This is a genomic window from Pseudoalteromonas sp. S1650 (assembly GCF_005887195.1).
GTDB classification, from domain to species: domain Bacteria; phylum Pseudomonadota; class Gammaproteobacteria; order Enterobacterales; family Alteromonadaceae; genus Pseudoalteromonas; species Pseudoalteromonas simplex.
Window position 1 is genome coordinate 1 of sequence record NZ_PNDF01000056.1, and the last position, 337, is coordinate 337.

Genomic DNA, 337 nt, shown 5'->3' on the forward strand with positions numbered 1-337 from the left:
AAAAATCTCAACATTGCATTTAACCCAACGGAAGTGCTACGTACATCTGTGGAGCTTGGAAATGGTCCACCATGGTTCATTGAGCCACATACTTCTACGCCGGTTGGCATTTGATTGTGTATTAAACGCCCTACTTTGTATTTCAGCTCTTCTATAACGTGTTCAGCTTTAGCTAAATCATCAGCGCTGTCATGCACACTTGCCGTAAGCTGCCCTTCAAGCGCTGCTACTAGTAAGATTAACTGCTCCATGCTTTCATAACGAACCAATAAACCGGCTGGGCCAAATACTTATTCACGTAACATTGGATTTGCTAAATAGGTATCAACATTACATG

The 337-nt window shown here is 42.1% G+C and carries 1 pseudogene; it reads right to left on the reverse strand.

What is annotated here, in order from left to right:
- Positions 1-337, reverse strand: a pseudogene (locus CWB80_RS16215) (aldehyde dehydrogenase family protein); the annotation flags it as partial.